This is a genomic window from Allobosea sp. P1_A7 (assembly GCF_056406775.1).
The window spans coordinates 1-25,709 of sequence record NZ_JBFTZN010000054.1 but is presented as its reverse complement, the minus strand read 5'-3'; the positions used below and the strand labels follow the sequence as shown (position 1 = coordinate 25,709).

Sequence of the window (25,709 nt, the reverse complement as noted above, 5' to 3'; positions counted from 1 at the left end):
TCCCAGACCACCAAAAAAACTCAGGGGACTATCGATCATGACGATGACCAGAAGAGCTTTCGGAATCGCCACAGGTGCACTTGCCGGCGTTTTCGCGTTCAAACCCTCTTTCGCTCAGGACGTGACCATCGTCGTCAACGGCTCCGGCGGGGCGCTCGCCACGATGATCACGAAGATCTTCGAAGAGCCTTTCACCAGGGAGACGGGAATCAAGGTCAGGCCGACAGCACCCGTGAGCCTTCCCAAGCTCAAGGCCATGGTCGAGTCCGGCAATGTCGAGTGGGATCTGACCGAGCTGAACGGCGACGACGTCGTGACCGCAACCGCAATCCTGGGCCGATTTCTGGGACGTCAAAGCTTTCCCGGGCCCGCGCTCGCTGGAAAATTCGCCCAAGGGCAACCTCGAATTCGCCCTGCTTGCCGATGGCGTTCCGCTCGACAAGCTCTATCCGCTCGACGTCGACCGCGCCTTCAAGAAGCTCGACCAGCTCAAGCCCCATATCCCGGTCTGGTGGACCAACGGAGCCCAGCACGTCCAGTTGCTGATCGACGGCGAGGTCAGCATGACTTCATGCTGGAACGGCCGCATCACCCCCCTGAGGAACGAGGGCAAGCCCGTCGACATCACCTTCAAGGGCGGAGCCCTGATGCTCTCCTTCCTCGCCATTCCAAAGGGCGCGAAGCACCCCACCGAGGCGATGCGCTTCATGAAGGCTCGCATGGACCCTGCGGCATCGGCGGCATTCGTGAAGCAGGTCCCCTACCCCGGCTTCGTGCCGGGAATGATGGAATTGCTGGACCCGGCCTTCGCAGCGACCCTGCCGACCTCGCCCGAAAACGCGGCGGTGCAGTTCGAGTTCAACAGTGCCTGGTGGGCAGAGAATCTCGACGCGGTCTCAACACGCTGGAACGAATGGCTGCYGATCTGAGCCACTCGGGAACCTGGCTGCATCATGAAACTCCGGTGGACGAAAACCACGCTTTTGCTCGCGCCAGCGACGTTGCTGGCAGCGCTTCTCTTCGTCTTTCCGGTATTCGGCGTCCTGAAGCTGACCGTACACGATGGAACGGCTTTCACGGCCGAGGCGCTGCGACAGGTCTATAATTCGCAGCTTTCCATCATCGTCCTGCAGAGGACGTTCGTCACCGCCGCGACTGTGACGGTGATCTGCCTCGTCATGGGCTACCCCATGGCTTACTTCATGGCGGGGCTCTCGCCGCGCAAGCGGGTGCTGGCGACCTATCTGATCCTCCTACCGTTCTGGATCAGCATCCTGGTCAGGACCTACACCTGGATCATCCTGCTCGGGCGCGAAGGCATTCTCAACAAAGCGCTTGCCGCCCTTGGCCTGACGGCGGAGCCCATTCAGCTGCTCTATACGCCGATCGCCGTTCACATCGGAATGGTTCAGATCCTGCTGCCGATCGTGATCCTGACCTGCCTGACCTCGATACTCGATGTCGAGCGGGATCTCGTGAAAGCGGCCCGATCCCTGGGTGCATCGCCAAGGCAGGCCTTCTGGAAGGTGGTCTTTCCCCTCAGCGTGAGTGGAGCGGCGACGGGTGGCATCATCTGCTTCATCCTCTGCCTCGGCTTCTATGTCACGCCGACGCTGCTGGGCGGCCGCACAAGTCTCCTCATCGCCAATCTCATCGATCTCCAAGTTCACAAGACGCTGAAATGGGACCTGGCGGCGGTGATGGCTTCGACGCTGCTGGCGGCGACCTTCTCCTGTCTTCTGGCTTACTGGGCCCTCACGCGGAAACGCTCCGAATTCGCGACCGGAGGGCTCGCACGATGACCCGGGCCGTCCTGACCGCGTATTTTGTCCTCGTCGCCAGCTTTCTGCTGCTGCCGCTGTTCTTCCTCGTTCCGATTTCGCTGACCGACAGCCAGTTCCTCGAATTCCCGCCGAAGTCGCTGTCCCTGCGCTGGTACAGGGAATTCTTCGTCGATCAGAGTTGGGTCGACGCCACGCTCGCGAGCCTCAGGATCGGGGTCGGTGCGACAATCCTCAGCCTGCTCTTCGGGACCCTGGCGTCGGTCGCGCTCGTTCGTACGGATTTTCGCGGAAAAGGCCTGCTGAGTGCCATCTTCATCGCGCCCCTCATCATCCCATCGGTGGTTATCGCCCTTGCGCTCTACATCGTGTTCCTGCGCTGGCAGCTGGTGAACAATATCTACGCGCTGACATTGGTTCATGCGCTGATCGCCCTGCCCTATGTCGTGATGATCGTGTCGGGCAGCCTTCGCAGATACGACATGACGATCGAGCGGGCAGCGCGTGTCCTTGGCGCGAGCCCCATCCGGGCGTTCCTGCACACGACCCTGCCTTACCTAGCGCCAGCGATGTTTGCTTCGGCGATCCTGGCCTTCTTCGCGTCCTTCGATGAGCTGATCATCACGCTCTTCATCTCCGGCGGATTGCAGACGCTTCCCGTGCGCATCTGGAACGATCTCAGCCTCAAGCTCGATCCGACAGTGCCTGCCGTCGCGGTCATGCTCACTCTTCTCAGCATCGTCGCGATGACCTTGGGTGAGATCGTTCGCCGCCGGAATGAACGCCGATACCAGTCGAATTCAGTGTCCGAGGCCTGACATGCAGCAAAACAACAGCAGCCCCAGCGATTGGTCCGAGCTCAAGCCTCTCGTCGATCATATGAGGAGCACTATCGAGGCGGCGCCGCTGGCGCAGAACATCGGCTCGTTCGTCGACGAGCGGGCCTCGGTGAACGGCGACAAGACCCTCTGGACGTTCTTCGAGGAGAGCGAGGGCGGCGTCGCAACCTATGCCGAAGCCAGGTCRGCGATCGAACAGGCTGCGGCGGGCCTCTATGCGGCGGGCGTGCGCAAAGGCGCTCATGTCGCCGTCATGCTTCCCAACATCCCGGCGTTTCCCCTCACCTGGCTTGCCCTGGCAAAACTCGGGGCCGTCATGGTGCCGGTCAATATCGGCTATACCGGCCGAGAGCTCGACTATGTGCTCACGGACTCGCAGGCGACGTATCTCGTCATCCATGCGGACTGCCTGCCCTCCTACGAGGCGCTGAGTGCGGAGGCACCGTTACGGAGTTCCAACGTTCTTGTCGTCGGGGCCGCTTCCGATGCGTCGGATCGATATGCCCGGATCGAGCGGAATCCGCCCGCCCTCCCCGCGGACCTGCCACAACCCGCGCTCGATGACCTCGTCAACATCCAGTACACGTCCGGCACGACCGGATTCCCGAAAGGCTGCATGCTGACGCACCGATACTGGCTCACCATTTCCCTGGTGGCCGCGATGCGAGGCGGCGACGCCGAGAATTCCAGGAATATCCTGGCGGCTCAGCCCTTCTTCTACATGGATCCGCAGTGGCTGACCTTGATGGCGATGCGTGTCGGCGGCCAGATCTTCGTCGCCCGCCGTGCAAGCGCGACGCGCTTCATGGATTGGGTCAGGACATACAAGATCCATTACTGCCTCTTTCCCGAGATCGTCTATCAGCAGGCACCCAAGCCATCCGACGCCGACAATGAGCTGAAGCGCGTTTCGATCTTCGGCTTCAACAAGGAAAAGCACGCCGACTTCGAGCGGCGCTACAACACGATCGCCCGGGAATCCTTCGGGATGACCGAGGTCGGATCGGCGCTTTTCCTGCCGCGAGAGGCCTATCACATGGTCGGCTCCGGCTCCTGCGGGATGGTCGCGCCCTTCCGCGAGGTACAGATCACCGACCCCGAGGGCAATGTCCTGCCCGCTGGTGAGGTTGGCGAGCTTTGCATCCGCGGGCCGGGCATCATGCTGGGCTATTATCGCAAGCCGGAAGCGAACGAAGCCTCTTTCAGGGGGGATTGGTTCCGCACCGGGGACCTGTTCTGGCGCGACGCCGAAGGCTTCCACTACATCGTCGGGCGCTTGAAGGACATGATCCGCAGAAGCGGCGAGAATATCGCCGCTCGCGAAGTCGAAGCTGCGCTGACCGAAATGCCGCAGGTTCTCGAAGCCGCCGTCGTCGGCGTGAAGGATGCAGCGCGCGGCGAAGAAGTGAAGGCCTATATCGTCTTGCAGCCCGGCGTTTCGGAAGCCGAGGCCTCGCCCGAAATGATCTTCGAGCACTGCAAGAGCCGGCTCGCCCCGTTCAAGACACCTCGTTACGTCGAGTATCGCGACGCGCTTCCGAAGACGCCGTCCGAGAAGATCGCCAAGCAAAAGCTCATTGCCGAAAAAACCGACCTTCGCGTCGGCAGCTTCGACCGCGTCACCAATCAGTGGTTCTGATTATATCTAAGGGATAGATCTCATGCCTTTCGAATACGAGCGCGTCGGCAAGATCGGATACTTCACCATCCGCAACGGATCGGTGAACCCGATGACGCCGGCGATGCACAAGCAATTCTATCATATGATGCTCGAATTCCTCGCCGACGACGAGGTGCGGGTCGGCATTCTGCAGGGCGCCGGAGACCGGGCCTTCTCGGCCGGCGACGACATCAAGAACGACTACGCCAAGTTCGCGACGCCCAAGGACGAACTCGCCTATTACCTTGCCCCGAAGCACCGCGTCGCGGAGGGCGAGCCGGACACGTTCACCTGGTCGCGCGAAGTGCTCTCGCTGAACCGATTCAAGCCGATAGTCGGCGCCGTGCGCGGCTATTGCTACGGCCAGGGCATGATCTATCTCAGCCACCTCACGGATATCCGCGTGGCGTCGGAGGATGCCAAGTTCGGCTTCCCCGAGATCGCCTACGGCATGGGTGGGGCGGGCGGCTCGACCCGGTTGTCTCGGTATGTGCCGCATACGATCGCGATGGAAATGCTGCTGACGGGCGACCCGCTCTCGGCGCAGGACGCGCTGCGGGCGAACCTCGTCAATGCGGTGGTCCCTTCCGATCAAGTCCTGGCGAAGGCCGAGGAATATGCCGCGCGCATCGCACGCCACCCTCAACTCGCGTTGCGGATCGAGATGGAGGCCTSGATGCGCTGCATGGACATGTCCCGCCAGGACGCGCTCGACTACGTGAAGAACCTCTACCGCATGCAGCGCTTGGCCTATAACGGCGAAGAGAAGGTCGATGCCTTTCTCTACAAGGGCAAGAGCTGAGCAAGGCGCGCCACAGCTAGCCGCTCGGAGCGGGGCCGCCCCGCCGGGCGGCTCTGCTCCCTGCCCTGCAGCGGCGGCTAGATCTCGGATCGGTTGTCATATCCGGTCAGAGATCCAGCACTTCCGTGTCTGGATCGAGTTTCCTTAAAACCACAATCGACTTTTCGAGCCGACGCCTTAGACCTTCATGCCGGGGAGATTGAGGGAGGCGGTGTTGCCGCCATCGACGGCGAGAGCCTGGCCCGTGACATAGCTCGCGTCCTCGCTGGCCAGGAAGGCGATCACGCGGGCAACCTCCTCGGGATGGCCATAGCGGCGCAATTCGCAGCGTGCGCCCAGCCGGTCCTCCTTCCCCAGTTCGCGCGCCTTCTCGAAGATCGGCCTGGTCATTCCCGTCTCGATCAGGCCGGGACATACAGCGTTCACCCTGACGCCATAGGCGCCGAAATCGCAGGCGGCCGTCTGGGTCATGTTGATGACGGCAGCCTTCGAAGCGCTATAGGCATTCCCGCCCGCACCAGCCCTGATCCCAGCCACGGAGGCGGTGTTGACGATCGCGCCGCGACGGGCCGCGACCATGGCCGCGCCGGCATGCTTCATGAACAGCATCGCGCCAAAGACATTGACCTGCATCACCCGGTCCCATTCCGCGAGATCCTGCTCGAGCGCGCTCCCCTTGGAACTCGCCATGCCGGCATTGTTGCAGAGAACGTCGATACGCCCATGCCGCTCCAGTGCGCGGGACACACATGCGGAGACCGCGTCCTGGTCAGCGATATCCAGCACCGCGACGGAATGGTCCCGGGCCCGCGGCAGGTCGGCCACGACGTTTGCGAGCTCCGCCTCGTTCCGATCGACTAGGACGAGGAGCGCGCCCTCAGCGGCGAAGCGCTGTGCGGTGGCCCGGCCGATACCGCTGGCCGCTCCAGTCACAATGCAGAGCTGGTCCTTGAAACGCATGGTCATCCCTCGCCTCGTCTCAGTATCGGTTGTTCGTGCCGGACAGGGCCACCTGCCGACCCAGTTCGGCCAGCATCCCGGCGCGCTGTGCAACCTCGGCCGCGTTCGCATCGCTGGCATTGCCCAGCACGGAGCGGGCCATCACGCCGTGCAGGATCGCCGACAGACGGAAGAAGGAGAGCGCCAGGAAGACGTGCCAGTCCGGCAGCGAGGCACGGCCGCTCGCCCGACAGTAATGCGCGATCACCTGGTCCTCGCGGGGGATGCCGAGCTCTTTGAAATCGAGCCCCGATAGCCCCCGTCCGCCCGCGACGGTCGGGCTGATATGATAGGGCATGCAGTAATAGGCGAGATCGCTGAGCGGGTGGCCGAGCGTGGACAGTTCCCAGTCGAGCACCGCCGACACCTGCGGGCCATCGCGGCGGTAGCAGAGATTGCCGATCCGGTAGTCGCCATGCACGATCGTGGTTTCATCGGCCACGCCGCAATGCTCGCGCAGCCAATCGGCGAGCCAGGTCAGGTCGGCGATCTCGCCGGCCTCCGAGGAGGCACGATACTGCTTCGTCCAGCGTTCGACCTGACGCGCGACATAGCCGCCGGAGGGACCGAAATCTCCTAGCCCGACATCCTCGGGAACCACCGCATGCAGCGCCGCCAGGGTATCGACGGCGGCGAAATTGAGCGAAGCGCGGTCGTCGCGCGGCAGGTCGGGAAGCGCCAGGCTGTCAAACTGACGCCCGTCGACGAAATCCATGACGTAGAAGGCTGTCCCGATCACCTCGGCGTCTTCGCCAAGCGCCAATGCCTGCGGAACAGCAACCGCTGTCCCCGCCAGCGCCCTGATGATCCGGAACTCGCGCTCGACCTGATGCGCTTTCGGCAGCAGCTTTCCCGGAGGCTTCTTGCGCAGCACGCAGCGTCGATCGGGCGCAGAGATCAGGAAGGTGGGATTGGATTGGCCGCCCTGGAACTGGCGCACCGAAATCGGGCCGCCGAAACCGGGCACATGGGCGTCGAGCCAGCCGGCCAGCGCTCCCTCGTCGAAACGGTGGTTCTCGATCACGTCGACAAGGGTGGCCACGGGAGCGGTCATCATGCACCTCAGCTGATGGTTTCGCCGCCATCGGCGACGATGACCTGGCCGGTGATGTAGGCGGATGCCGGGCTGGCCAGGAAATGCACGATACCGGCGATATCCTCGACCTCGCCGAAGCGGCGCAAGGGAGTGCGCTGCTCCATCTGCGCGCGCCGCTCGGGCGATTCCACCAGCTCCCGCGCGAAGTCGGTGCGCACGATGCCGGGCGCGATCGCGTTGACCCGGATCCCCTTGGGGCCCCATTCGACGGCCAGATTGCGCGCCAGGGCCGCTTCCGCGGCCTTGGACATGCCATAGGCGCCAATGACTCCGGTGCCGCGCAGGCCCGCGATCGAGGACATCATGATGACGGCGCCGCCGCCGCGATCGGCCATCTGCGGAAGGACGAGGTTGCTGAGCCAGATCGCGCTCTGCACGTTGACCGCCATGATCTTGGTGAAGGCCTCGTCCGGCAGGGTGGACAAGGGTCCGTAGACCGGATTGATCGCCGCGTTGCAGACCAGGATGTCGATCCCGCCCCAGACCTCCAGGACGTGGTCGACGAGCCCCTTCAGCTGCTCATGCGAGCCAACATGGCAGGCTTTGGCGATGGCCTCGCCGCCGCTCGCCCGGATTTCCCCGGCCACGGCATCGCAGGCGTCCTGCTTTCGGCTGGACACCACGACCCGGGCACCGCTGCGCGCCAGTTGCTGCGCGGTTGCCTTGCCGATCCCGCGCGACGAGCCCGTGATCAGAGCGACCTTTCCTTGGACGTCGAACATTGCCTGCACCTCAGTTGCGGTAGGCCTTCAGTTCCATGCGGGCGATGCTGTCGCGATGGACCTCGTCGGGGCCATCGGCGAAGCGCAGACTGCGGGACTTGACCCAGGCGGCGGCGAGGAAATGGTCCTGGGAGACGCCAGCCGCCCCGTGGATCTGGATCGCGCGATCGATGACGTCGCAGGCCATGTTCGGCGCTACCACCTTGATCATCGCGATCTCGCGGCGGGCGGCCTTGTTGCCGACCGTGTCCATCATATGCGCGGCCTTCAGGACGAGCAGCCGCGCCGCCTCGATCTCGCAGCGCGAGCGGGCGATCTGGTCACGGACGACGCCCTGGTCCGCCAGCAGCTTGCCAAAAGCCGTCCGCGACAGGGCACGGCGGCAGGCTGCCTCCAGCGCCCGTTCCGCCAGGCCGATCGAACGCATGCAGTGATGGATGCGGCCGGGCCCGAGCCGCCCCTGCGCGATCTCGAAGCCGCGCCCTTCGCCAAGCAGCATGTTGGTGGCCGGCACACGGACATTCTCGAAAGTAATCTCGGCATGGCCATGCGGCGCATGATCATAGCCGTAGACCGTCAGCGCCCGTTCCACGGTGACCCCGGGCGTATCGAGCGGCACCAGGATCATCGACTGCTGCTGATGCTTGGGCGCATCCGGATTGCTCCGGCCCATTACGATTGCGATCTTGCAATGCTCGCTGAGCGCGCCCGAACTCCACCATTTACGTCCGTTGATGACGTAGTCGTCGCCGTCGCGCCTGATCTCGGTTTGAATATTGGTGGCGTCCGACGAGGCCACATCCGGCTCGGTCATCGAGAAGCAGGAGCGGATCGCCCCGTCGAGCAGCGGCTCGAGCCAGTCCCGCTTCTGGCCTTCCGTGCCATAGAGAACCAGCGTCTCCATATTTCCGGTGTCGGGGGCCGAGCAATTGAAGATCTCGGGCGCGATGGCGGAACGGCCCATCACCTCACAGAAATGGGCATAGTCCAGGTTGTTGAGCCCTGCCCCGTAGCGCGTGTCGGGCAGAAACAGATTCCACAGCCCTTCGGCACGCGCCCGCTGCTGCAGTTCGCCGAGGATCGGTGGCGTGCCCCATCGCGATGGCAACGCGGCGTGCCGGCGCTCAAAGACCGCCTCGTTCGGATAGACATGCTCCTCCATGAAGCGCTCCAACGCCGCCAGGCGCGGCTTGTGGATGTCCCTGAGCTCAAACATCTGCTTTGTCCGCATGCTGGGTGGAAGGATTGGGCTGGCTTCCCGGCCGCCAGCGGAACGTGCCTATGCCATGGGCGATGCGCTCGCCGTCGCTGTCGAAGACATGGGCCTCGGCGGTGAAGCTCGACTTGCCGGCCGAGATCGTCCGCCCCTCGACCGACAGCCATCCGGCCCGGACCGGCCGAGTGAATTGCGTGGTCAGTGAAATGGTGATGGCGAAACGTGGCGCCTGCCCCTCTTCGGCGTGCAGGCCGGAGGCGCAGGCGGCGAAGTCGATCATCGTGCAGAGCACGCCGCCATGGACGTAGCCCATGCGGTTGAGATGTTCCGGGCCGATCCGGAGTCCGCCCTTGACGTGACCGACCGCCGACTCCTGGAGATCGAGCCCGAGCACGCCAAAGATGCCGATATCGGCATAGCTCGTGGCTCTCACGACAGGGCCCGGCCGGTCGTGAGGACGATCTTGCCGATGGCGCTGCGCGCAGCGAGCAACTGAAGCGCCTCGACCGTATCGGCGAGATCAAGCGTCCGGCTGATCAGCGGCTTCAGTTTGCCCTCTTCGAACCAGGTGAAGAGCTGGGCAAAATTATCCTTGTTGTCCTGGCGGTCGCGCGCGGCAAAAGTCCCGAAGAAGACGCCCACGAGCGCGCAGCCCTTGAGCAGCAGAAGGTTTRCAGGAATGCGCGGAATGGTGCCCGCGGCGAAACCGACGACCAGAACGCGGCCCTCCCACGCGGTCACGCGCACGGCCTGCTCCAGAAAATCCCCGCCGACCGGATCGTAGACCACGTCGACGCCCTTGTCGGCCGTGAGCTCCTTGACGCGGTCCCGGAGCGATTCAGTTGCGTAGTTGATCAGGTGATCCGCGCCGGCCGCGCGCGCCACCTCCAGCTTTTCGGCGCTGCTTGCGGCTGCGATCACGGTGGCGCCCATCGCCTTGCCGATTTCGACGGCGGCCAGGCCGACGCCGCCACTTGCACCGAGGACGAGAAGCGTCTCTCCGGGCTGCAGCCGCGCCCGCTGCCTGAGAGCGTGCATGCTGGTGCCGTAGGTCATCGAAAAGCCGGCGGCCGTGACCGGGTCCATGCTGGCGGGACGCCTCATCAGCCGTGCGGCACTGACCACGCATTCCTCGGCGAACGCACCCACGCCCACCATGCCGACGACGGGCATGCCGACCTCGAGATGTGTGACGCCATCGCCGACCGAGCGCACGATGCCCGCGACTTCGGTGCCGGGCGTAAAGGGCAGCGGCGGTTTGACTTGGTACTTGCCCTCGACCATCAGCGTGTCGGGAAAATTGACCCCCGCCGCCTCGATGGCGACGCGCACCTCGCCCGGCCCTGGCTCGCCTAATTCCTTCGCTTCGACGACGAGATCTTCCAGCGGCCCAAACGCCTTGCAGATGACTGCGCGCATTTTTCTCTCCCTATGGTTCGGATACGAGGCTCCCGCCTGAGCCGCGGGTCCGGGGACCCGGTAAGCGGCCTCCCGGTTGAATCAGGCGGCCGCACCGGCCCGGCGGGCATCGCGGATCATGTTCCTCGCGATGACCAGTTGCTGGATCTGGGTCGTACCCTCGTAGATCCGGAACAGGCGCACATCCCGGTAGAAGCGCTCGATCCCGGCATCGGCGACATATCCGGCTCCGCCATGGATCTGGACGGCCTTGTCCGCGACACGCCCCACCATCTCGGAAGCGAACATCTTGGCGCAGGCCGCCTCGGTGGCGATGCCATGGCCGGCATCGCGCCGACGCGCTGTCTCTTCCACCATGCAGCGCGCGGCAAAGCTCTCCGCCTTCATGTCGGCCAACATGGCCTGGACCAGCTGGAATTCCGCGATCGGCTTGCCGAACTGGTGCCGCTCCATGGCGTAGGCGAGACTGTCGGCAATCAAGCGCTCAGCGACGCCGACGCAGACGCCGGCAATGGTCAGGCGCCCGCGATCGAGCACCTTCATGGCGGTAACGAAGCCCTTGCCCTCGTAATCCGGCCCGCCAAGGATCGCCGTCTTCGGCACGCGGACATTGTCGAAGATCACGTCGCAGGTATGGGCGCCCTGCTGCCCCATCTTCTTGTCGGTCCGGCCCAGCGTGATGCCCGGGCGATCGGCATCGACCAGAAACGCTGAAATGCCCGCGGCCGTTTTGCTGTCAGGGTCGGTGCGCGCAAAGACCGTGAAGAGGCCGGCGACCGGGGCGTTTGTGATGAAGCGCTTGGTGCCGTTGATGACAAAGTCATCGCCGTCGCGCCGGGCCGAGCTGCGCAGCGACCCCGCGTCCGAGCCTGCTTCAGGTTCGGTCAGGCAGAAGGAGCCGACGCGCTCCCCGCTCGCCATCTCAGGCAGATAGCGGCTTTTCTGCTCCTCGGTGCCGTCGATGATGATGCCTTGCGAGCCGATGCCGTTATTGGTGCCGATCATCGAGCGGAAGGCCGGAGATGTTCCGCCAAGCAGGAACGAGACCTGGACCTCTTCCGAAAGCGTGAGTTCGAGGCCGCCATAGGCCTCCGGAATCGCCATGCCGAACAGCCCCAGCTCCCGCATCTGCGCAATGATCTCGGCCGGCACCTGATCGTTCTGCGACACGAGCGCCTCGTTCGGCCTCAGCTTTTCGCGGACGAAGCGCTCGACCGCGTCGAGCAACTGGCGGAACACATCAGGGTCGAGCGCCATATAATTCCATTCCTCGGAATTTAATTCCATTATTGAGTTTTCTCGCATATGGTCTATCAGACCGTCAAGCCGGCACGGGCGGTTGGATCGGTTCAAGGCCCGCTTCTTTGGGTCGCAATCAGCTGAGCGATGGTGACGAAGCAGTATGCGCAAACGCGAAACGCCGGTGGGCGCCGCCCTGCCGGGCGAGAATGAGGACCAGGACCCCCGCTTCGTCACAGCGCTGGCGCGCGGCCTGAATGTGCTGCGCTCCTTCAAGCGCGGCGATCGCGCTCTGGGCAATCAGGAACTTGCCGACCGCACCGGGCTGGCGAAATCGACGATTTCGCGGCTGACCTACACGTTGAGCAAGCTCGGCTATCTCGAATACTCACCGATGAACGGGCAGTACTCGCTGTCTGCCGCAGCCCTGGCGCTCGGCTTCTCGGCGCTCGGCAACCTGGCCATTCGGGATGTCGCACGGCCACTGATGCAGGAATTGGCCGATCGCGTCGGCGCCTCAGTCGCACTCGGCGCGCCCGACCAGCGCACGATGATCTATATCGAGGAATGCCGTGGTTCGAGCCCGCTGCATCTCGGCATCGAGATCGGCTCGCATATCCGGATGGCGACCTCGGCGATGGGCCGCGCCTACCTCGCAAGCCTGGATCCGGCGACGCGATCGCGCATCGTCGACGTGCTGTGCGACCATGAACCCGACAGCGAGAGCACCCGGGCCGGCATCGAAACCGCCGTCAGCGAATACGCCGTGCATGGCTATGTTCGCTCGGTCGGGGAATGGAAGCAGGAGATCAATTCGGTCGGAGTGCCCATCCTGCTGCACGGCTCACGCCCGTTTGCGTTGAACTGCGGGGGATCGGCTCTCTCGCTGCCAAGGGAGAAGCTGGATGAGGTGGGCGTGCAGTTGCAGGACGTCGCCCGCCGTATCCGCCAGGCGTTGGGCAGCGACTGAACCTGAGGTGATAAAGGGCATGGGTCGCGGCGAAATCCCGACGGCCGCTGACCGACTCCGGAATACCCTCCTCATGAGCGGTCCATGGCGTTCGCCGCCCAACGTAAACCAAGATCTCGTCATGAGGACGGAAATCGACGTTCACAGCATCGACGGGGATGAGAGACCCGCTATAGTTCGCGAAGGTCGAGCATTGGGGGAACAGATGACTATCGCCTCTTACGCAAGTGCTGCCATCGCCGGTCTTGTCGCCGCAACAGCTCTGGTCTCGCATGGTTGGGCAGCCGAGGGTCGCTACGCGGCCTATCAGGGAGCCTGGCTTGCCGACGGCACGGCCTGTGAGGAGATTTTCTCACCAGGCCGAAACGGCATGACCTTCAAGAGCCCACCCGATCTTTTCGTCTCGGCCTTCATCATCAGCGGTGACCRCATCAGAACATCGGCCGCCACATGCAGGATCCAGTCGGTCAAACGTGTCGGCGATCGCGACTTCCTGTCGCTCGGCTGCGTCAACCCGGTCTCGACCTCACAGGTGTCCGCGATCATGGCCAAGGAACCGGATGGCCGCATCAAGCGCTTCTACAGCGCGAACGACACCAGCGGCACCAATTACAGGCTTTGCCCGAAATAGGACGGCACCGCTCGCGGAACCTCACGGTACTATCCTGAGCCGAACGCTGGTTTCGGCATGCGAGGGGCACCTGATCGGCGCCACGATGGGCAGTGCCGGCCACTTGCAGGTCGGTGGAGGGAGCCGGGCCGCCGGTTTGCGCTGGACGGTTCCCGGCATCGGCGGCTTCATGAGCGGGGCCGTGCACTCTTTGATGTTGATCGTAAGCGGCGCTGACCTTGGAAGACGGTTTGGCCCAGGCCGTCCTGCTTCGGCATTGGCCTTGCCGGAGCCGGGCCATTCACGCAGGCACGATCGTGAGGGCGCGCCATGCAACCAAATGGTCCCCAGGCCGACCGCGGCGGCGGGTCGTCCATCGGCAGATTCACCGAGAACCTGTTCGGATGGGCTCGCCGATATCAGATGGGCAACCTCAAACAGGATATCCCGGCGGGCCTTGCCCTGGCGGCCTTCACGATCCCCGAATCCCTTGCCTATGCTTCGCTCGCCGGTTTGCCTCCCGTCGCCGGGCTCTATTGCTATCTCGTGGCCGGCCCCGGCTATGCCCTGTTCGGCGCGAGCGGCCAGCTCGCCGTTGGGCCGACATCCGCGCTCTCGGTCCTGTTTCCGACCGGCTTGTCCGCCCTCGCCGCAGGAGATCTGTCGCGTTACGCCGCCTTGGCGGCCGCGACCGCGATCGTGTTCGGCCTGATCTGCGTCGCCGGACGCCTGCTTCGCGCCTCGCAGACTGCCTATTTCATCTCGGACACGATCCTGCTCGGGTTCAAGACGGGCGCTGCGCTCTACATCGCGTCGACGCAACTGCCCAAGCTCTTTGGCCTGCCTGGCGGGACCGGTAATTTCCTTCCACGTCTCCTGCAGCTTTGGCGGGAATTGCCCACCGCGCACGGCCCCTCGCTCGCCATGGGCATCGCCGCGGTTGTCCTGTTTCTGGTGCTGGAGAAACTGATGCCGCGGCGGCCCACCACCTTGTTCGTGGTGGGCGCCGCCATCATCGCGACTCACCTGTTCGGCCTTGATAAACTCGGGATCGCGATTGTCGGAGACATCCCACAAGGTCTCCCGCATTTCGGTATCCCCGCGATCAAGCCGGAGGACCTGACGGAGCTCGTACCGCTGGCCTTTGCCTGCTTTCTCCTCGGCTTCGTCGAGACGAGTTCGGTTGCAAGGAGCTTTGCCCAGGAGAACGGCACCGAAATCGATACGGATCGGGAGCTTCTGGCCCTTGGTGCGGCCAATCTGGCCGTGGGTGTTTCGCAGGGCTATGCCGTCTCGGGCGGGATGTCGCAGAGCGCGGTCAACGCCATGGGCGGCGCGGTCTCGCCGGCGGCGCTGCTCGTCAATTCGGCAGCGATCCTGCTCGTACTGCTCTTCTTCACGGGCGTGTTCAAATACCTGCCCGAGCCGGTGCTTGCCGCCATCGTGCTGATGGCCGCGAAGCATCTCGTCCGCTTCCGGCAGATCGGCAACCTGCGGCAGGTTGCGTTCGCGGAATGGATCATCGCGCTGGTCGCGTTCTTTGGCGTGCTGATTGCGGGCGTCCTCAACGGGGTGCTCATTGCAGCGGCGGCATCGCTCATGCTGACCATTGCACAGCTCACCCGGCCGGAGATCGCCACCCTTGGCTTCGATGCCGAGAGCAGCAGCTTCGTGAACCTTGCCAATCGCCCCAGCGCAACCACCGCGCTCGGCGCACTGATCCTGAGGACAGCCCACCCCTGGGTCTATTTCAACGTCGAGAATATTCGGCGCGGGATTCTGGACAGGGTTGCCGAGACACAGGGGCTCAAGCTCGTTGTCCTGGATTTTTCACCGATAACCAGCATCGATGGCACCGCGGCTGCGGCGTTGGCCAGCATCCGCCAAAGGCTCGCGGTCGGCGGAATCGCGCTCGAGATCGCGAATCTGCGCGACGAAGTCGACCAGCGGCTGAAACTCCTTGCCCCGGAAGACGGAGAGGTCGCGTACAAGGTGCATCTCGGAATTCGCGAAGCGTTGGCGGCACATGGCCTCCTGGCCCGCGTTCCGGGCGCCACGCCTGCCGGCACATGAGCTCCACTCTCGCCGAGATCGAACTCCATCGCGCGCAGCGTGCCGACGGAGACCGGGGCGGCGGCACAGCATGAACGCCGCCGCCTGCCACCCCGTCAGTGATCAGAGCGCGAGATCGGGGGCGAGCGCTGCCAGGAAGTCCCGGGCATCGAAAACTGCGCCCGGAGCGAAGACGCCGCCTCGTGCCTTCCCGCCGTTCAGGAGCCGCTCGACGGCCTCGACCACGAGCGGTGCGGTGATGGCATAGATGTCCTGTCCGCGCGCGGCCGCCCGCCGTACGGCATCCCCCCGTCGGATCTCGACCTCGACGAGGAATTTTTGCGCCGAGCGCCCGGACGCGTCGGCCGCGACCGGCGCCGGGGTGGAAACGTCGCGCAGGTCGCGCAGCGGCGCCGTGTTCAGGTAGCTGTGAAGGTCCGACAGCTGGAGATGGCTGTCGATCAGGATCGCCTCGGTGAAAGGCAGCTCGACCATCTCCTGCGCGCCAAAGGGTTCGGCGAAGGGCCAGACGGCGTTCGGAGCCGGATCGGGCAGGTGCTGCAGCCTCCCCTCCGCAATCGTCACGCGCCTTGCCGTGTTGCGCTGCCCGGTCACCCGCGTGCCCTCGGTCGGATGCCAGCTGTCCAGGGCGATCGCGACGCGGGCCTCGTCCGCACCGGTCCAGTCGCCCATTGCAGCTGTGACGAGGAGGTCGCTCAGGCCGCCATAGAAGCCCATGGCCGGAATGACGGCGACACCGGTCTCTTCCGCAGCGGAGGAATAGCGCTCGAAGGTCGCCCGGGCGCTGGGCTGTTCCGCCGTCACGTCGAGATAGGGGATGCGTGTTTGCAAGGCCGCCGGCACCAGGAATTCGGCCGTGTCGAGGAACGGCCCGGCGCAGTTGATCAGCGCCGCCGCTCCGGAGAGGACGCGGGCCAGCGCTGCAGAATCCGCAAGCGCTGCAACTTCTTGCCTGACGCCGGCCGGGAAACCCGCCTCCGCCAGCTTCTCGGCATCTCGCCCGATCGCGATGGCCGGGAAGCCGCGCCGCAGCAGCTCCCTGATCACGAAGCGGCCCGTATGTCCGGCGGCTCCGTAGACTGCGATGGCAGGCTTGCTGATCCCTGCCCCCTCGAACTGATCGCTCATGATTCTCTCACGCTACAGACCTGTCTGTTTCTTTCAGGTACAGACAGGTCTGTAGCGTGTCAACTGGAGATCTGCTATCGTCGCCTCGTCAAGGGAGAACAGTGCATGCGGACGGAGCCGACGAACCAACGGCTGGCTGAGGAACCTGGCCAGGTCGACATGCGCGAGCGGCTGCTCGCGACCGCATCCGACCTGTTCTACCGGCGTGGCGTCCGCGCTGTCGGCGTCGATGTGATCATCGAGGCGGCCGGCGTCGCGAAGACGAGCCTGTACCGTCACTTTCGCACGAAGGATGACCTCATCGCCGCGTATCTGCAGCGGGAAGACGAGGATTTCTGGGCATGCTGGGATGGCGTGGCAGCGCGCCACTCGGACGACGGCGAAGCCGAGCTCGACGCCCATATAGCCTGGATCGGCGAGCGTGTCGGCCGGCCCCATTATCGCGGCTGCCCCCAGATCAATGTCGCCGCGGAGTTCCCGGACGAGGATCACCCTGCCCGGCTCGTGGCCCGCACGCATAAGCAGCAATTGCATCGGCGCCTGCAGGACATCGCCGAGCGGCTGCGGGTCAAGCATCCCGAGGTGCTCGCGACCCAGCTCTCGGTGCTCATCAATGGGGCCTTCGTCAGCTCGCAGATCCTGTCCACCTGCGACGCGACAGCGATCCTGCGGCAGATGACGCACGCCCTGATCACCGCGGCCCGGCACGCTCCGGCCCGCGCCGCGTAGCCGCAGCGCTCTCGCTCGGGTCGGCCCCGAGCGCCCCCCCAACACCAGCGGTTCGAGCGATCACATATCCTTGGTCTGGCGGACGGTGTTGAGGAAGGCCCGCACGATCCGGCTGGCCTCGCGCTTCCGCAAGATGACGACATGCGCGTAGGTGTAGATCTCCGCATCCGCGATCGGGATCAGGCGGAGCGCCGGGTCAGGCACGAATTCGGCGACCGAGACATAGCTGATGCCGAGCCCGCGGATCACCGCCTCGCGGATCGCCTCGCGGCTGCCGATCTCCATGACGGTGCGCGGCCGCGTCCTGGTCGCGGCCAGCGCTTCCTCAAAGGCCCGCCGCGTCGTAGAGCCGCGCTCGCGCACGATCATCGCCTCGCCATCGAGCGCCGCAATCTCGATGCTCGCCTGTCCGGCGAGCCGGTGGTCCTCGCGCACGAACACCGCAACCGGATGCCGGCGATAGGGAATGGTGAGCAGCCGATCATCCTCGTCGAGATAGGCGAGCACGGCAACGTCGCAGCGATACTCGAAGAGATCGTCCAAAACTTCGGTCGAATTGCCGATCTTCACGGCGAGTTCGATCCCGGGATAGGCGCGGTTGAAGGCCGCGAGCATCTCGGTGACGTGATAGGGGCCAACCGCGCTGATCGACAACCGGCCGGTCCTGAGTTCGCGCGACTGCTCGAGAAAGGCGATCGCCTCGTCCTCCTCGGAGAACAGGCGGGTGGTAATCGCCAGCAATTGTCGCCCCGCGTCGCTCAGTTCCCGGCGTCGCCCCTTCCGGACGAAGAGCTCGACCCCGTACTCGTCCTCGAGCGCGCCTACCTGTGCGGTCAGCGTCGGCTGGCTGATGTTGAACTCCGCGGCAGCGGCATTGAAGCCGCCTGCCGTCGCAACGGCATGGAACGAGCGAAGGCGCGTATAACGCATAGCAAATTTCTATCTATCACGTCTGAAAAATCAATTTGTTTATTGGGTCGCCCTTTGTGAGCATCCACTCCAACAGCGCCGGGAAAGCGCGGCGGACGAGACGGAACGAGGGTGGAACGCATGCATTGGGCCTATTGGAATCCCGTCAGGATTCGGTTTGGCGCCGGCCTCTTCAACGAGGTCGCCGGCCTGATCGGCAAGCGGCGCTGGGCGCTCGTCACCTATGACCAGCCAATCTTCCGCGACCTGGCTGAGCGCCTGGCACAGGCTGCCGGGGCGCCGGTGGTGACGATCGCCAATATCGAGACCAATCCCGATTGTGCTGACCTCGTCGAATCCTGCCGCCTGTTCGGCGCCTCTGCAGAGCGGGCCGAGGTCATCGTCGCGCTCGGCGGCGGCTCGATGATCGATGCGGCCAAGGTGCTCGCGGCAAGCGGCGGCAATTTCGAGACGGTGCGCCGCCATCTCGTCGACAAGGTCCCGCTCGACGCCTCGGACATCATCCCGATCATCGCCGTTCCCACGACGGCGGGAACCGGCAGCGAAGTCACCTCCTGGGCCACCGTCTGGGATGCCGCAAATGGCAGCAAATACTCGCTCGCCCATCCCCGGCTCTATCCCGAGGCTGCAGTGCTCGACCCGGCCCTGACGCTGGGCGCGCCGCGCGGCCTGACGCTTGCGACCGGGCTCGACGCGCTCTCGCATGCGCTGGAGAGCATCTGGAACGTCAACGGCAACCCGGTCTCGGCCAATTACGCCGTGGAGGCCGCGCGCGAGATCATCGACACGCTGCCGCGGCTGATGGAGCGGCTCGACGATATCGGCCTCAGGGAGCGCCAGATGCGCGCCAGCCTGCTGGCGGGCCTCGCCTTCTCGAACACCAAGACGGCGCTGGCCCATAACATCTCCTACGACATCACGCTGAAAAGCGGCACGATCCACGGCATCGCCTGCTCCTTCTCGCTGCCGATCGTGATGCGCTGGGCCATGGGCACGCAGCCACAATGCGATGCCGCGCTGCGGCGGGTGTTCGGCAGCGATCTCGATGCCGGCGCCGAACAGCTTGGCCTGTTCCTGCAAGGGCTCGGCGTCAAGACCGACCCGGCCGCCTATGGCGTGTCACCGGTCGAATGGGACCGTCTGGTCGCAAAGGCGCTGGAGGGTGAGCGGGGTCGCAATTTCATCGGGAGACAGGCCGCCAAAGCTGCCTAACATCACTCACATCAGGGCTACGGCGCCCGTAATCGGTTCACCGGCAAGGTCAAAGGACCACCGGATCATCTCGGGAGGATGACATGAACATTTCGCGTCGGAAGGTGTTGACGGGTTCGCTTGCCGCAGCGGGGGCCGTTCTGGCCATGCCGCATCTGGTTCGGGCCCAGACGAAGCTGATCAGGGTCGGGCTGATCCCGTCGGAGGATTCCCGTGCCATGCTGGAATCGAGCCAGCAATTGCTGGACGCCCTGGAGAAGAACCTTGGCATCAAGGTCCAGGGCTTCGTCGCCTCGGACTATAATGGCGTCATCGAAGCCATGCGCTCGGGCCATGTCGAGGTCGCCTATCTCGGCCCGTTCTCCTATGTGCTCGGCACCACGGTTGCGCCGATCGAGGCCTTCGCGACCGCCGAAACCGCCAAGTCCGGCCGCACCTATTATCACGCCCAGATCATCACGCGGAAGGACAGCGGCATCAAGGAGGTGAAGGACCTGAAGGGGCGCACCTTCGCCTTCGTCGATCCCTCCTCCACCTCCGGCCACCTCTTCCCGAAGGCCGGGCTGATGAAGCTCGGCTTCGATCCAGAGAAGGATTTCGGCCGCGTGCTCTTCACCGGCTCGCACGATGCCAATGCGCTCGCCGTCGCCAACAAGCGCGTCGATGCCGCGACGATCGCCGACCGCATCTTCGACGCCGCGGTCCAGAAGAAGCTGATCGACCCCGCCGACATCCAGGTCGTCTGGCGCTCCGACCCGATCCCGGAATCGCCGACCTGCTGGCGCAAGAACCTGCCCGACGACCTGAAGAAGCAGATCAGGACCGCCTTCCTGAACATCAGGGACATCACCTGGGCCGATCAGGGCAAGCTCAACCGCTTCGTCGAGACCAATGACCAGGCCTACGACATCATCCGGGACACAGCGAAGGTGCTGAATCTCGATCTGGCCAAGATGAAGTAGCCGCGCCTGGCGCGGTTCCGCGGAGGATCCGAGATGATCAAGATCGAAGGACTGAAGAAGTCCTATGTCGGTCGGCCGGTGCTGCAGGGCATCGACCTGACCGTGAGAGCGGGCGAGTTCCTGGTCGTGCTCGGCCCCAGCGGCGCCGGCAAGTCGACCCTGCTGCGCTGCATCAACGGGCTCGCCCAGCCCGATGCGGGGCGGACGCTGATCGACGGCACCGTCTTCGATGCCAAGCGCAGCGTGCGCGGCGAGCGGCCCGTCGCCATGATCTTCCAGCACCACAATCTGGTGAAGCGCCTCTCGGTGCTGAAGAACGTGCTCGTCGGCCGCATGGCCGGGCTGTCCTCCTTCCTGTCGATGCTGCAGCTCTTTCCCAGGCGCGATGTCGATATCGCGATGGAATGCCTGACGCGGGTCGAGCTGGCGCACAAGGCCAATGCGCGCGGCGACCAGCTCTCCGGCGGCGAGCAGCAGCGGGTCGGCATCGCCCGGGCGCTGGCCCAGCAGCCGTCCGTGATCCTGTGCGACGAACCGGTGGCGAGCCTCGATCCGAAAACGTCGCGCGTCGTGCTCGGATACCTCAAGGCGATCTGCAAGGAAGAAGGCATCGCCGTGATCTGCAACCTGCACCAGGTCGACTATGCCGTCGAGTTCGGTGAGCGCATCGTCGGGCTCAGCGGCGGCCGGGTGATCTTCGACGACACGCCGGACCAGCTGACCTCCGAGATCGTCCACCAGATCTATCCCGGCCTGGAAGACCCCGGCATCAGCCGCGTCCTGAAGCCGCGCGCGCTGGCTCAGCCGGTGCTGACGCCGCTCATCGCCACCGCAACAGCCTGAACGCGACGGGGAGCCCGATCATGTCATTCGGTACATTGCAACTCGTCCTTCGTCCGCCGCAGGGCCGTTTCGGCTGGTGGGGCGTCAGCGCCCTGTCGCTCGCGATCGTCGTCTTCCTGTGGTGGGCCGCGCTCGGTTCGCAGATCAATGCCAGCAACCTGTGGAACGGCATCCCTTATATGTGGGATTTCCTGGTCCGCATGATGCCGCCCAACCCGGATTTTCTGGATCGACTCTGGAAGCCGGCGCTGGAGAGCCTGCAGGTCGCGGTCTGGGGCACGCTGCTCGGCGTCGTCATCGCGCTGCCGATCTGCTTCTTTGCGGCCCGTAATCTCAGCCCGAGCCCGGTCGTCTATCACGCCACGCGCCAGGTGCTGAACTGCATGCGCGGCATCAACGAGATCATCCTGGCGCTGATCTTCGTCGCCGCCATCGGCCTTGGCCCCTTCGCGGGCGTTCTGGCCCTTGCGATCCACGGGGCCGGCATGCTCGGCAAGTTCTTCGCCGAGGCGATGGAAGATATCGACGAGGGACCGCTGGAGGCTTTCCGCTCGGCCGGCGTCGGGCCCTTCCAGACCTTCTTCTTCGGCGTCCTGCCGCAGGTGCTGCCGACCTGGCTGGGCACGGTGTTCTACCGGCTGGAAACCAATGTCCGGCAGTCGACCGTGCTCGGCATGGTGGGCGCCGGCGGCATCGGCTTCGAGCTCGTCTCCTCCATGAAGCTCTTCAAGTACCAGGATACCGCGACCTGCATCCTGATGATCCTGGCGATGGTGCTTGCGGCCGATCTCATCTCATCGCGTGTCCGGGCCATGATCCGCTAACGCCCTTCGACCGTGGCGCCCCTCGCCACGGTCAACTGACCTTCCCGGCGCGGGCCGCCCGCGCTCCCCCCTGCCTCGACCAGCCCATGTCGCTGAAGCGCCAAGTCCGCTTCTCGAAAGGAAGACCCATGCTCACGCGAGCCCCTAACATCGTGGCCGCCAATGGCCGCAGCTATCGCCTGCCGGAGGTTCCGACCGTCGTGGTCTGCATCGACGGCTCCGAGCCCGGCTATATCGAGGCGGCCATCGCCAGGGGACTGGCGCCCAATCTCGACMGCCTGCTGCGCGCCGGCTCCTACCGGCTGGCGCGCTCGGTGATCCCGAGCTTCACCAATCCGAACAACATCTCGATCATCACCGGACAGCCGCCGGCAGTCCACGGCATCGCGGGCAACTATTTCTACGATCGGGCGGCCGGCGAAGAGGTGATGATGAACGATGTGCGCTTCATGCGCACCGGCACCATCATGCAGGCCTTTGAGGAGGCCGGCGCCAAGGTTGCCGTCGTCACCGCCAAGGACAAGCTTCGCACCCTGCTCGGCAAGGGCCTGGATCCGAAGAGCGGCCGCTCGATCGCCTTCTCCTCGGAAAAGGCCGACAAGGCGACGCTGGCCGAGAACGGCATCGAGAACTTGCTCTCCTTCGTCGGCAAGCCCCTGCCGGAGGTCTACTCGGCCGATCTCTCGGAGTTCGTCTTCGCAGCGGGCGTGAAGCTGATCAGGACGTTCCGGCCGGACGTCATGTATCTCTCGACGACCGACTATATCCAGCACAAGGCCGCACCGGACAGCGAGGTAGCCAACGCCTTCTATGCGATGATGGATCGCTATATCGGCGAACTCGATGCGCTCGGCTGCGTGCTGGCGCTCACCGCCGATCACGGCATGAACGATAAGCACCTCGCCTCGGGCGAGCCCGATGTGCTCTATCTCCAGGATTGGGTCGACGCGCGATGCGGCGCCGGCCAGGCGCGCGTGATCCTGCCGATCACCGACCCCTATGTCGCCCATCACGGCGCGCTCGGCTCCTTCGCTACCATCTATCTGTCGGAGGGAACGGACGGCCGGGCGCTCATCGCCGAGCTCGCAGCCACCAACGGCGTCGAGGTCGTGCTGGACAGCGGCGCTGCCTGCGCCCGCTTCTCGCTCCCGGCCGACCGGATCGGCGACATCGTGGTGATCTCGACCCGCCACAAGGTGCTCGGGACCAGCGCCGCGCGGCACGACCTGGCGGGTTTGACCGAGCCGTTGCGCTCGCATGGCGGCCTGACCGAGCAGCTTGTGCCGATGCTGGTCAACCGCGCCGTCGACTGGCCGCAGGGGCCATTGCGCAATTTCGACGTCTTTGACGTCGCCCTGAATTGCGTCGCGGCGTGAGGACCTGGTGATGAACGCTCCCTTCAGCCCGACACCCCGCCGCGAGACGATGCGGATCGCCGGCAAGCTCGTCTCGACCGACGACATGGTCGAGGTCCGCAATCCCTACGACAATTCCGTCGTCGGCCTGGTGCCGGCGGCGCGGCCCGAGCATGTCCGCGAGGCCTTCGCCAAGGCGCGCGCCTTCARGCCGACACTGACCCGCTATGAGCGCCAGCAGATCCTGCAGAAGACGGCCGAGYTGCTGCGCGACCGCAAGGAAGAGTTCGCCCGGCTGATCACGGCCGAAGCCGGRCTGTGCTGGAAGGATTCGCTCTAYGAGGCGAGCCGSGCCTATGACGTCTGGTCCTTTGCGGCCCAGCTCACCATCAAGGATGATGGCGAGATGTTCTCCTGCGACATCTCGCCGAACGGCAAGGCACGCAAGATCTTCACGACGCGCCAGCCCTTGCTCGGGGTGATCTCGGCGATCACGCCGTTCAACCACCCGCTCAACATGGTCAGCCACAAGCTGGCGCCGGCGATCGCCACCAATAACCGCCTCGTGCTGAAGCCGACCGAGCTGACGCCGCTGACCGCGCTCGCRCTCGCCGACGTGCTCTACGAGGCCGGSCTGCCGCCCGAGATGCTCTCGGTCGTCACCGGCAACCCSTCGACCATGGGCGATGCGTGATCACCGATCCCGATGCGGATCTGGTGACCTTCACCGGCTCGGTCCGGGTCGGCAAGCACATCGCCAATACCGCCGGCTACAAGCGCATCGTGCTCGAACTCGGCGGCAACGACCCGCTGATCGTCATGGAGGATGCCGAYCTCGACAAGGCGGCCGAGCTYGCGGTCACYGGTGCGACCAAGAAYTCCGGCCAGCGCTGCACCGCGGTGAAGCGCATCCTGGTGGTCGAGAGCGTCGCCGACGCCTTCGCCAAACTGGTCGTCGAGAAGGCGAAGACGCTGAAATGCGGCAACCCGATGGATCCGGCAACCGATGTCGGCACCGTCATCAAYGCCCGCTCGGCCGCGCTCTTCCAGGGCCGCGTCGACGACGCGGTGACGCAAGGCGCCGAAGTGCTCTACGGCCAGCGGGCCGAGGGTGCGCTCTTCCATCCGACCGTGGTCGACCGCATCCCCTACGCCTGCGAGCTCGTGCATGAGGAAACCTTCGGCCCGGTGATCCCGATCATCCGCGTGCCGAACGATATCGCCGAGGTGATCCGGATCTCGAATTCGACGGCCTATGGCCTGTCCTCGGGCGTCTGCACCAACCGCTTCGACTACATCCAGCGCTTCGTCGCGGAGCTCGAGGTCGGCACCGTCAACCTCTGGGAGGTTCCCGGCTACCGCATCGAGATGTCGCCCTTCGGCGGCATCAAGGATTCAGGCCTCGGCTACAAGGAGGGCGTCGTCGAAGCCATGAAGAGCTTCACCAACGTCAAGACATGGTCCCTGCCCTGGACGAGTTGATCTCCGCCGCCGCAACGCGCGCCGATCGTCCGGTGCGCGTCCGGAACAGACCGCCCGTGCGTGGATTTAGCCGGCTCGCCAGCCATGCCGTCCACAATCCAGCTTCATCCCCCGCTAGCGGACGCCCCAGGTCTCTCTGTATGGTTACGTTAGGTCAGTGGAGACTGTCGTGGCTATCGCGTTCGGGCAATTCATCGGCGCCTTTCTGTTGGCCGTCATTCTGACGACGATCATCTCCGCGCTCATTCGCAGATTCACCACCACCTCCCGCGTGTTCATCGCCAATGGGCTCTCACTGACCATCGCAACGTTGCTGGGCGGTCTGGGAATGGCCGATGGCGGCGATCCAGATTTTTTCAACTCCTTTGGAACATACGTCCTTCCCCAACTGGCGGTATTTGCCATCGACTTCCTGCGTAGCCGTGGCGCGGCTGCACGCGGGCGGACAAAGCCCAAATCGATGGCCTTCAATCGGGCTGATCCGCCCATGCGCGGTGCTGCGCGCGATATCGCCGCGCCTGCTGCGCCTTCGTCCGCTGCGGCGGCATCCGGCCCCGAGGCCGATCGGCAGGCGCGCCTCCTGCCACCACCGATCGAGCCGGCTGGCCCCACCAATCCCCGGAAGAACTTCATCGTCCGGCACTGGCGCGGCGAGCTGAGTCTCGGCTGGTCCTTCTGGGGCATCGCCGTCCTGGGCAACATCGTCGCGCTGATCACGATCCTGGTGCTCAACCTGATCTTCTCCACCGACACGGGATACGATCCGGCACCGCTCTTTTGGCTCAATGTTCTGACCTGGCTTGTCGTGACGCTCATCG

Annotated in this window: 24 protein-coding genes and 2 pseudogenes; 16 read left to right on the top strand and 10 right to left on the bottom strand. The window is 64.7% G+C overall.

Translation table 11 applies throughout. From position 1 onward, the window contains the following. Positions 1–114 precede the first annotated feature (114 nt). Positions 115–258, bottom strand: coding sequence for a hypothetical protein (locus tag AC1D34_RS12030; RefSeq protein WP_476824305.1), 144 nt, complete (start codon positions 256–258; stop codon positions 115–117). A 119-nt stretch (positions 259–377) separates the two neighbouring features. Between AC1D34_RS12030 and AC1D34_RS12025 the strand changes: the two genes are divergently transcribed. From AC1D34_RS12025 to AC1D34_RS12005, 5 genes are read left to right on the top strand one after another with little or no spacing between them, the layout of a single operon-like run. Next, a complete protein-coding gene (locus tag AC1D34_RS12025) occupies positions 378–929 on the top strand; it encodes an extracellular solute-binding protein (protein WP_476824318.1) in 552 nt (183 codons plus the stop codon). A gap of 24 nt (positions 930–953) precedes the next feature. Further along, positions 954–1,802, top strand: coding sequence for an ABC transporter permease (locus AC1D34_RS12020; protein WP_476824304.1), 849 nt, complete (start codon positions 954–956; stop codon positions 1,800–1,802). Continuing rightward, a complete protein-coding gene (locus AC1D34_RS12015) occupies positions 1,799–2,599 on the top strand; it encodes an ABC transporter permease (RefSeq protein WP_441493491.1) in 801 nt (266 codons plus the stop codon). Before AC1D34_RS12020 ends, AC1D34_RS12015 begins: the two co-directional genes overlap by 4 nt. Position 2,600: 1 nt before the next feature. Then, the gene (locus AC1D34_RS12010; protein ID WP_441493490.1) at positions 2,601–4,259 is read left to right on the top strand and encodes an AMP-binding protein; all 1,659 of its coding nucleotides are present in this window, start codon (positions 2,601–2,603) and stop codon (positions 4,257–4,259) included. A 22-nt stretch (positions 4,260–4,281) separates the two neighbouring features. Further along, entirely contained in the window at positions 4,282–5,082 is an 801-nt protein-coding gene (locus AC1D34_RS12005; protein WP_476824303.1) for an enoyl-CoA hydratase/isomerase family protein, read from the top strand. Between the two features lie 177 nt (positions 5,083–5,259). Here the strand turns inward: AC1D34_RS12005 and AC1D34_RS12000 are convergent, their stop codons facing one another. The 7 genes from AC1D34_RS12000 to AC1D34_RS11970 form a co-directional block, all read right to left on the bottom strand. Further along, positions 5,260–6,048, bottom strand: a complete 789-nt coding sequence (locus tag AC1D34_RS12000; RefSeq protein ID WP_441493488.1) for an SDR family NAD(P)-dependent oxidoreductase — start codon at positions 6,046–6,048, stop codon at positions 5,260–5,262. A gap of 13 nt (positions 6,049–6,061) precedes the next feature. Next, positions 6,062–7,135: a phosphotransferase family protein gene (locus AC1D34_RS11995; RefSeq protein WP_441493487.1), complete on the bottom strand. Its 1,074-nt coding sequence runs from the start codon at positions 7,133–7,135 to the stop codon at positions 6,062–6,064. Between the two features lie 8 nt (positions 7,136–7,143). After that, entirely contained in the window at positions 7,144–7,899 is a 756-nt protein-coding gene (locus AC1D34_RS11990) for an SDR family NAD(P)-dependent oxidoreductase (RefSeq protein WP_441493486.1), read from the bottom strand. A 10-nt stretch (positions 7,900–7,909) separates the two neighbouring features. After that, positions 7,910–9,115 (bottom strand): acyl-CoA dehydrogenase family protein, encoded by a 1,206-nt coding sequence (locus tag AC1D34_RS11985; RefSeq protein WP_441493485.1) that lies wholly within the window; start codon positions 9,113–9,115, stop codon positions 7,910–7,912. After that, positions 9,108–9,548, bottom strand: a complete 441-nt coding sequence (locus tag AC1D34_RS11980; RefSeq protein ID WP_441493484.1) for a PaaI family thioesterase — start codon at positions 9,546–9,548, stop codon at positions 9,108–9,110. Before AC1D34_RS11980 ends, AC1D34_RS11985 begins: the two co-directional genes overlap by 8 nt. Next, positions 9,545–10,534, bottom strand: coding sequence for an NADPH:quinone oxidoreductase family protein (locus AC1D34_RS11975; RefSeq protein ID WP_476824302.1), 990 nt, complete (start codon positions 10,532–10,534; stop codon positions 9,545–9,547). Before AC1D34_RS11975 ends, AC1D34_RS11980 begins: the two co-directional genes overlap by 4 nt. Before the next feature lie 81 nt (positions 10,535–10,615). Beyond that, the gene (locus AC1D34_RS11970) at positions 10,616–11,791 is read right to left on the bottom strand and encodes an acyl-CoA dehydrogenase family protein (RefSeq protein WP_441493482.1); all 1,176 of its coding nucleotides are present in this window, start codon (positions 11,789–11,791) and stop codon (positions 10,616–10,618) included. A 145-nt stretch (positions 11,792–11,936) separates the two neighbouring features. On the opposite strand from AC1D34_RS11970, the gene AC1D34_RS11965 reads away from it, so the two are divergent. From AC1D34_RS11965 to AC1D34_RS11955, 3 genes are all read left to right on the top strand, one after another. Continuing rightward, positions 11,937–12,743 (top strand): IclR family transcriptional regulator, encoded by an 807-nt coding sequence (locus tag AC1D34_RS11965; RefSeq protein ID WP_441493481.1) that lies wholly within the window; start codon positions 11,937–11,939, stop codon positions 12,741–12,743. Positions 12,744–12,948: 205 nt separating this feature from the next. Then, on the top strand, positions 12,949–13,374 hold the full coding sequence (locus tag AC1D34_RS11960) for a hypothetical protein (protein WP_476824301.1): 426 nt from the start codon (positions 12,949–12,951) through the stop codon (positions 13,372–13,374). Between the two features lie 402 nt (positions 13,375–13,776). Next, positions 13,777–15,426 (top strand): SulP family inorganic anion transporter, encoded by a 1,650-nt coding sequence (locus AC1D34_RS11955; protein WP_476824300.1) that lies wholly within the window; start codon positions 13,777–13,779, stop codon positions 15,424–15,426. Positions 15,427–15,528: 102 nt separating this feature from the next. Here the strand turns inward: AC1D34_RS11955 and AC1D34_RS11950 are convergent, their stop codons facing one another. Further along, a complete protein-coding gene (locus tag AC1D34_RS11950; RefSeq protein WP_476824299.1) occupies positions 15,529–16,554 on the bottom strand; it encodes a saccharopine dehydrogenase NADP-binding domain-containing protein in 1,026 nt (341 codons plus the stop codon). Between the two features lie 105 nt (positions 16,555–16,659). Between AC1D34_RS11950 and AC1D34_RS11945 the strand changes: the two genes are divergently transcribed. Continuing rightward, positions 16,660–17,283, top strand: coding sequence for a TetR/AcrR family transcriptional regulator (locus AC1D34_RS11945; protein WP_476770860.1), 624 nt, complete (start codon positions 16,660–16,662; stop codon positions 17,281–17,283). Between the two features lie 60 nt (positions 17,284–17,343). Here AC1D34_RS11945 and AC1D34_RS11940 read toward each other — a convergent pair whose 3' ends face one another. After that, the gene (locus tag AC1D34_RS11940; RefSeq protein ID WP_441493476.1) at positions 17,344–18,213 is read right to left on the bottom strand and encodes a LysR substrate-binding domain-containing protein; all 870 of its coding nucleotides are present in this window, start codon (positions 18,211–18,213) and stop codon (positions 17,344–17,346) included. 120 nt (positions 18,214–18,333) lie between these two features. Between AC1D34_RS11940 and psrA the strand changes: the two genes are divergently transcribed. The 7 genes and pseudogenes from psrA to AC1D34_RS11905 all read left to right on the top strand — a co-directional run. Further along, complete coding sequence (psrA, locus tag AC1D34_RS11935; RefSeq protein WP_476824298.1) at positions 18,334–19,425, top strand: iron-containing alcohol dehydrogenase PsrA; 1,092 nt, start codon at positions 18,334–18,336, stop codon at positions 19,423–19,425. Between the two features lie 83 nt (positions 19,426–19,508). Further along, on the top strand, positions 19,509–20,387 hold the full coding sequence (phnD, locus tag AC1D34_RS11930) for a phosphonate ABC transporter substrate-binding protein (protein WP_441493474.1): 879 nt from the start codon (positions 19,509–19,511) through the stop codon (positions 20,385–20,387). Between the two features lie 33 nt (positions 20,388–20,420). Next, positions 20,421–21,230, top strand: a complete 810-nt coding sequence (gene phnC / locus AC1D34_RS11925; protein ID WP_441493473.1) for a phosphonate ABC transporter ATP-binding protein — start codon at positions 20,421–20,423, stop codon at positions 21,228–21,230. A 20-nt stretch (positions 21,231–21,250) separates the two neighbouring features. Next, a complete protein-coding gene (phnE, locus tag AC1D34_RS11920; protein ID WP_441493472.1) occupies positions 21,251–22,054 on the top strand; it encodes a phosphonate ABC transporter, permease protein PhnE in 804 nt (267 codons plus the stop codon). A 128-nt stretch (positions 22,055–22,182) separates the two neighbouring features. Then, the gene (phnA, locus tag AC1D34_RS11915; protein WP_476824297.1) at positions 22,183–23,430 is read left to right on the top strand and encodes a phosphonoacetate hydrolase; all 1,248 of its coding nucleotides are present in this window, start codon (positions 22,183–22,185) and stop codon (positions 23,428–23,430) included. A 10-nt stretch (positions 23,431–23,440) separates the two neighbouring features. Further along, positions 23,441–24,891, top strand: a pseudogene (gene phnY, locus AC1D34_RS11910) (phosphonoacetaldehyde dehydrogenase). A 169-nt stretch (positions 24,892–25,060) separates the two neighbouring features. Next, positions 25,061–25,709 (top strand): annotated as a pseudogene (locus tag AC1D34_RS11905) (hypothetical protein); the annotation flags it as partial.

Coding starts and splice junctions, on each gene's coding strand:
- AC1D34_RS12030 (WP_476824305.1), bottom strand. CDS start 258: ATGGCCTTGAGCTTGGGAAGGCTCACGGGTGCTGTCGGCCTGACCTTG.
- AC1D34_RS12020 (WP_476824304.1), top strand. CDS start 954: ATGAAACTCCGGTGGACGAAAACCACGCTTTTGCTCGCGCCAGCGACG.
- AC1D34_RS12015 (WP_441493491.1), top strand. CDS start 1,799: ATGACCCGGGCCGTCCTGACCGCGTATTTTGTCCTCGTCGCCAGCTTT.
- AC1D34_RS12000 (WP_441493488.1), bottom strand. CDS start 6,048: ATGACCATGCGTTTCAAGGACCAGCTCTGCATTGTGACTGGAGCGGCC.
- AC1D34_RS11995 (WP_441493487.1), bottom strand. CDS start 7,135: ATGACCGCTCCCGTGGCCACCCTTGTCGACGTGATCGAGAACCACCGT.
- AC1D34_RS11990 (WP_441493486.1), bottom strand. CDS start 7,899: ATGTTCGACGTCCAAGGAAAGGTCGCTCTGATCACGGGCTCGTCGCGC.
- AC1D34_RS11985 (WP_441493485.1), bottom strand. CDS start 9,115: ATGTTTGAGCTCAGGGACATCCACAAGCCGCGCCTGGCGGCGTTGGAG.
- AC1D34_RS11970 (WP_441493482.1), bottom strand. CDS start 11,791: ATGGCGCTCGACCCTGATGTGTTCCGCCAGTTGCTCGACGCGGTCGAG.
- AC1D34_RS11965 (WP_441493481.1), top strand. CDS start 11,937: ATGCGCAAACGCGAAACGCCGGTGGGCGCCGCCCTGCCGGGCGAGAAT.
- AC1D34_RS11955 (WP_476824300.1), top strand. CDS start 13,777: ATGGGCAACCTCAAACAGGATATCCCGGCGGGCCTTGCCCTGGCGGCC.
- AC1D34_RS11950 (WP_476824299.1), bottom strand. CDS start 16,554: ATGAGCGATCAGTTCGAGGGGGCAGGGATCAGCAAGCCTGCCATCGCA.
- AC1D34_RS11945 (WP_476770860.1), top strand. CDS start 16,660: ATGCGGACGGAGCCGACGAACCAACGGCTGGCTGAGGAACCTGGCCAG.
- AC1D34_RS11940 (WP_441493476.1), bottom strand. CDS start 18,213: ATGCGTTATACGCGCCTTCGCTCGTTCCATGCCGTTGCGACGGCAGGC.
- psrA (WP_476824298.1), top strand. CDS start 18,334: ATGCATTGGGCCTATTGGAATCCCGTCAGGATTCGGTTTGGCGCCGGC.
- phnD (WP_441493474.1), top strand. CDS start 19,509: ATGAACATTTCGCGTCGGAAGGTGTTGACGGGTTCGCTTGCCGCAGCG.
- phnC (WP_441493473.1), top strand. CDS start 20,421: ATGATCAAGATCGAAGGACTGAAGAAGTCCTATGTCGGTCGGCCGGTG.
- phnE (WP_441493472.1), top strand. CDS start 21,251: ATGTCATTCGGTACATTGCAACTCGTCCTTCGTCCGCCGCAGGGCCGT.